This is a genomic window from Mesorhizobium sp. M7A.F.Ca.CA.002.04.1.1, from assembly GCF_004022805.1.
GTDB lineage: Bacteria > Pseudomonadota > Alphaproteobacteria > Rhizobiales > Rhizobiaceae > Mesorhizobium > Mesorhizobium ciceri.
The window spans coordinates 1-4,211 of record NZ_RZPL01000521.1 but is presented as its reverse complement, the minus strand read 5'-3'; the positions used below and the strand labels follow the sequence as shown (position 1 = coordinate 4,211).

Genomic DNA, 4,211 nt, shown 5'->3' with positions numbered 1-4,211 from the left:
CTATCGCCCATAGCCCTGATCAAATTTCTATTTCCCGATAGGACCGGACAAAATGGGTTTCAAATGCGGCATCGTTGGCTTGCCCAACGTCGGCAAGTCGACGCTTTTCAACGCGTTGACCAGAACGGCTGCGGCGCAGGCCGCCAACTATCCGTTCTGCACCATCGAACCGAATACCGGCGAGGTCGCGGTGCCCGATCCGCGCCTGCAGAAGATCGCGGCGATTGGCAAGTCAAAGGAGATCATCCCGACCCGCATCTCCTTCGTCGACATTGCCGGTCTGGTGCGCGGCGCCTCGAAGGGCGAAGGGCTGGGCAACCAGTTCCTCGCCAACATCCGCGAGGTCGACGCCATCGTGCATGTGCTGCGCTGCTTCGAGGATGACGACATTACCCATGTCGAGGGCCGCATCGACCCGGTGGCCGATGCCGAGACGGTCGAAACCGAGCTGATGCTCGCCGACCTCGACAGCCTCGAGCGCCGCATCGTGCAATTCCGCAAGCGCGCCGGCAGCAAGGACAAGGAAGCGACGTCAGTGCTGCCGATGATGGAGGCAGCGCTAGAACTGCTGCAGGCCGGCAAGCCGACCCGCATCCTGCTCAAGGATATTTCGGCCGAAGATTTGCGCATCCTGCAGGGCCTGAACCTTCTGACCTCGCATCCCGTGCTCTATGTCTGCAACGTCGCCGAGGCCGACGCAGCCACCGGCAACGAGCACACCAGGGCCGTGGAAAAGATGGCGACCGCCCAGGGCGCCGGCACCGTGGTGATCTCGGCCGCCATCGAAGCCGAGGTCGCACAGCTCTCCGATGAGGAAGAGATGGAATTCCTGTCCTCGCTCGGCCTCGACGAGCCCGGCCTCAACAAGGTCATCCGCGCCGGCTACGATCTGTTGCACCTCATCACCTACTTCACCGTCGGGCCGAAGGAGACGCGCGCCTGGACCATCCATAAGGGCGACAAGGCCCCCCAGGCCGCCGGCGTCATCCACACCGATTTCGAGCGCGGCTTCATCCGCGCCCAGACCATCGCCTACAATGACTTCGTCACACTGGGCGGCGAAGTGGCGGCCAAGGAAGCCGGCAAGGCCCGCGACGAAGGCAAGGAATATGTCGTCCAGGACGGCGACATCCTGCTGTTCAAGTTCAACACGTGATTTGATGGAAGTCCTTCGAGACTGTCCGCGGGCCGGCTGAGCCGACCACCAGATATCAGGCCCAAAGTGTCGCCTATAAAGCTGATAATATTTGATTGTGACGGCGTCCTCGTGAACAGCGAGGAGATATACCAGGCAACCGAGCTTGAATATCTGGCGGCGGCCGGCATCACGTTCGAACCAAGCGCCTATACGCAAGCCTTCATGGGATTGTCTCCCGCTATGTGGCAGGCGAAGCTCGAAGCGATCGGCCAAGAGCGAGCCAAGCCGCTCTCTCCGCTCTTTTTTGAACAGCTTGCCGACCACACCAACGAACGCTTGCGTAAGAATCTGGCGGCCTTACCCGATGCAGGGAATGTGATTGGCCGGCTCGCCGCATGGAGATGTGTGGCGTCAAGCACGCCGCTGGCCCGATTGCGTTGGAAACTCGAACACACGGGCCTTGTCGACCTTTTCGATCCTAATATTTTTTCATCGGACATGGTCGTCAATGGAAAGCCGGAACCAGACCTGTTCTTGCATGCGGCGGACACGATCGGTGTTCATGCAAAGGAGTGCATCGTGGTCGAGGACAGCGTGAATGGCGTCCTGGCGGGCAAGGCAGCAGGTATGCGCGTGATCGGATTTACCGCTGGCAGTCATTGCACCGGCACTCATGGCGATGCTCTGTTGCGACATGGCGCGGATGCCCTCGTCGGCGCATACGAGGACTTGGAGGTCACTCTAGCCAGTCTTTAGATCGATCCGCTGACGCGGCTTCCGAGCCGCGAGGGCCGTCCCCCGGCCCGATTCGGGCTTGTCTTGATTTTGTCACGTCACAGGTCTAAGCGGCAGACGCACGGTCGGCGCTGGCGCCAGGAACCGTGCAATCCAACACGACGCGTCAATCCGAACGCACCCTTTGGCCCCAGCAAGGGAATCAGGCGATGATCAAGGCCTTCGTCGTGGACAATGATCGCCTGCGCGTCGTCGACGATCTCCTGGCAAACAGCGAGACCATCGTCTGGGCGGACCTGTTCAACCCGACAAAGGAAGAGGAAGCGACGATCGAGAGCTGGCTCGGCGTTGCCATTCCGACGCGCGAGGAGATGGAGGAGATCGAGATTTCGAGCCGCCTCTATGTCGAGGACGGCGCCTACTTCATGACCGCAACCCTGCCCGCGCAGACCGAGGTCGACGATCCCTTGATGTCGCCGGTCACCTTCGTGCTCGCCGGCACAAGGTTGATCACTGTGCGCTACCATGAGCCGAAGGCCTTCAAGACCTTTCCGCAGCGCGCCGAGAAGGTGGCGACCGGCTGCACCAGCGGCGACACCATCCTGATCGGCTTGCTGGAGGCGATCGTCGACCGTCTCGCCGACATTCTGGAGCGTGCCGGCCGTGACATCGAGGCGATCTCGCGCGATATCTTCGAGGCGCGATCGACCAAGGTTTCCAAGCGCAATCGCGACTTCCAGGAATTGTTGAAAGCCATCGGCCGCAAGGAGGACATCGCGTCTTCGATCCGCGACAGCCTGATCTCGCTGCAGCGCCTGGCGGGCTTTTTCGCCCATGCCTCGACCCGCACCAAGATGAGCAAGGACACCAAGGCGCGCATCAAGACGCTGTCTCGCGACGTGCTGTCACTCGCCGACCACGCCACCTTCCTGTCGCAGAAGATCTCCTTCCTGCTCGACGCGACGCTCGGCATGATCTCGATCGAGCAGAACGCCATCATCAAGATCTTTTCGGTCGCCGCCGTCATCTTCCTGCCGCCGACTTTGGTCGCCTCGATCTACGGCATGAATTTCGACGTCATCCCCGAGTTGAAATGGGAACTTGGCTATCCCTTCGCCATCGCCATGATGGTGCTGTCGGCGATCCTGCCCTTCTGGTATTTCCGCCGCCGCGGCTGGCTCTGAGTGGGCCTGTCGATCGGCTGCCACAGGCTGGCGCAGTAGAAATCGCTTGACCAAATGAACGCCGGCCTGCATCCGGAAACCCCGATCCTGAGGATCGTGGGTCGACAAGCCGGATTCCAGACCATGACCGCAGAGATAAAAACATGGGCCTATGAGGACTTCATCGAGGGTGCATCGATCGACCTCGGCTCGAAGCTCGTGAGTGCCGCCGAGATCGTCGAATTCGCCGGAGAATTCGACCCGCAGCCGATGCATCTCGACGAGGAAGCCGGCAAGGCCAGCATCCTCGGTGGGCTGGCGGCGTCGGGCTGGCACACCTGCGCCATGTTCATGCGCATGCTGTGCGATGCCTTCCTGTTGGACTCGACCTGCCAGGGCGCGCCCGGCGTCGATCAGGTCAAATGGAAGAAGCCGGTCCTGGCCGGCGATCAACTGACCGGCACCCTGGTGGTCGTTGCCAAGCGCCTGTCCAAATCGAAGCCGCAACTCGGCTTCGTTACAATGCGCAGCGAACTGTTCAACCAGCGCGGCGAAAGCGTCTTCGAGCTCGAGAACTCCGCCATGTTCCTCACGCGCGATGCCGCGGGGAGCCAAGCATGACACTGGACGAGTTCTTTCGTATCGGCACCACGGTGACGCTCGGCTCGCACACATTCGAGCCCGAGGCGATCAAGGCCTTCGCCCGCAAATACGACCCGCAGATCTTCCATACCGACGAGGAGGCCGCGAAGAAAAGCGTGCTCGGCGGGCTCTGCGCATCCGGCTGGCACACCGCCGCCACCTGGATGAAACTCAATCTCGAAAACCGCATGGACGCCGAGATCGCTGCGTGGAGCGGCCCCGGTCCGGTGCCGGAATTCGGCCCCTCGCCTGGCTTCAAGAACCTGAAATGGCTGAAGCCGGTCTATGCCGGGCAAACCATCACCTTCACGCGCACCGCGCTGTCGCACCGCCCGATTGCCTCACGCCCCGGCTGGCGGCTGCTGGCGCTGCGTTCGGAAGCTTTCGATTCGACCGGCGCCAAGGTGCTGGAGTTCGAGAGCGCCGTGCTGGTGAAGGTGGAGTAGGTTTCTTCCTTCTCCCCCTGTGGGAGAAGGTGGCCGAGCGAAGCTCGGTCGGATGAGGGGTGCTCCAGCTTGGCGCCGACGGCACTC

At 61.7% G+C, this 4,211-nt stretch carries 5 protein-coding genes; all 5 read left to right on the top strand.

Annotation, left to right across the window (positions count from 1 at the left end; genetic code table 11):
• The first annotated feature begins 52 nt into the window (after nt 1-52).
• The 5 genes from ychF to ENZ75_RS23215 all read left to right on the top strand — a co-directional run bounded on the left by ychF (nt 53) and on the right by ENZ75_RS23215 (nt 4,124).
• Entirely contained in the window at nt 53-1,156 is a 1,104-nt protein-coding gene (gene ychF / locus ENZ75_RS23235; RefSeq protein ID WP_024505635.1) for a redox-regulated ATPase YchF, read from the top strand.
• Nucleotides 1,157-1,222: 66 nt separating this feature from the next.
• The gene (locus tag ENZ75_RS23230; RefSeq protein ID WP_272482876.1) at nt 1,223-1,894 is read left to right on the top strand and encodes an HAD family phosphatase; all 672 of its coding nucleotides are present in this window, start codon (nt 1,223-1,225) and stop codon (nt 1,892-1,894) included.
• A gap of 188 nt (nt 1,895-2,082) precedes the next feature.
• A complete protein-coding gene (gene corA / locus ENZ75_RS23225; protein WP_023809832.1) occupies nt 2,083-3,057 on the top strand; it encodes a magnesium/cobalt transporter CorA in 975 nt (324 codons plus the stop codon).
• 123 nt (nt 3,058-3,180) lie between these two features.
• Nucleotides 3,181-3,657 (top strand): MaoC family dehydratase, encoded by a 477-nt coding sequence (locus tag ENZ75_RS23220; RefSeq protein ID WP_013529991.1) that lies wholly within the window; start codon nt 3,181-3,183, stop codon nt 3,655-3,657.
• Nucleotides 3,654-4,124, top strand: coding sequence for a MaoC family dehydratase (locus ENZ75_RS23215; RefSeq protein ID WP_063168842.1), 471 nt, complete (start codon nt 3,654-3,656; stop codon nt 4,122-4,124). Before ENZ75_RS23220 ends, ENZ75_RS23215 begins: the two co-directional genes overlap by 4 nt.
• Nucleotides 4,125-4,211: the final 87 nt, after the last annotated feature.